Here is a 699-nt window from a genome sequence, read left to right as displayed (position 1 = left end):
GAAAGAGCATAAAATTTTTGGGGCCTTAGCTCAGCTGGGAGAGCGCCTGCCTTGCACGCAGGAGGTCAGCGGTTCGATCCCGCTAGGCTCCACCAAATTTAAATAAAAAAACAATGAATTATGGCGGCGTAGCTCAGCTGGCTAGAGCGTACGGTTCATACCCGTGAGGTCGGGGGTTCGATCCCCTCTGCCGCTACTATATGATTTTATAATAAATTTTCATTCGGACCTTTAGCTCAGTTGGTTAGAGCAACGAGGAAGTGCATCATGATTAATCTTCAAGTTGTACTCATTGAATAGCTTCTAGAATAATCCTACTGAGATGTGGACAGACGTTTTAAAGCAAAACAAAATATTATTATTTACTTGATTTGGACCTTTAGCTCAGTTGGTTAGAGCAGACGGCTCATAACCGTCCGGTCGTAGGTTCGAGTCCTACAAGGTCCACATATATCAAGGAGGAATACCCAAGTCCGGCTGAAGGGATCGGTCTTGAAAACCGACAGGCGGGTCAAACCGCGCAGGGGTTCGAATCCCCTTTCCTCCTCCATTAATTAAATTATTTCATAGTGGAGCAACGAGCTTTACTTCAGTGAATATACATCGAGTTGTACCGATTGAACTGCTTCTTGAATAGACATTCTGAAAATCGGGACAGTAGACAGTAGAAAAACTGCATGAACAAATTTATTTAAATAT

General features: G+C 43.3%; 4 tRNA genes. All 4 read left to right on the top strand.

Going from position 1 to position 699, the window contains the following annotated elements:
- The first annotated feature begins 19 nt into the window (after positions 1 to 19).
- Positions 20 to 95 (top strand) — tRNA-Ala (locus ACTYA4_RS22145).
- 27 nt (positions 96 to 122) lie between these two features.
- A tRNA-Met gene (locus ACTYA4_RS22140) sits at positions 123 to 196 on the top strand.
- Between the two features lie 177 nt (positions 197 to 373).
- Positions 374 to 447: transfer RNA gene (locus ACTYA4_RS22135), tRNA-Ile, on the top strand.
- 10 nt (positions 448 to 457) lie between these two features.
- A tRNA-Ser gene (locus tag ACTYA4_RS22130) sits at positions 458 to 550 on the top strand.
- Positions 551 to 699 lie beyond the last annotated feature (149 nt).

This window comes from Niallia yueguangensis, from assembly GCF_052663115.1.
The sequence above is the reverse complement of the archived record's forward strand: the minus strand, read 5'-3'. Positions and strand labels throughout refer to the sequence as shown.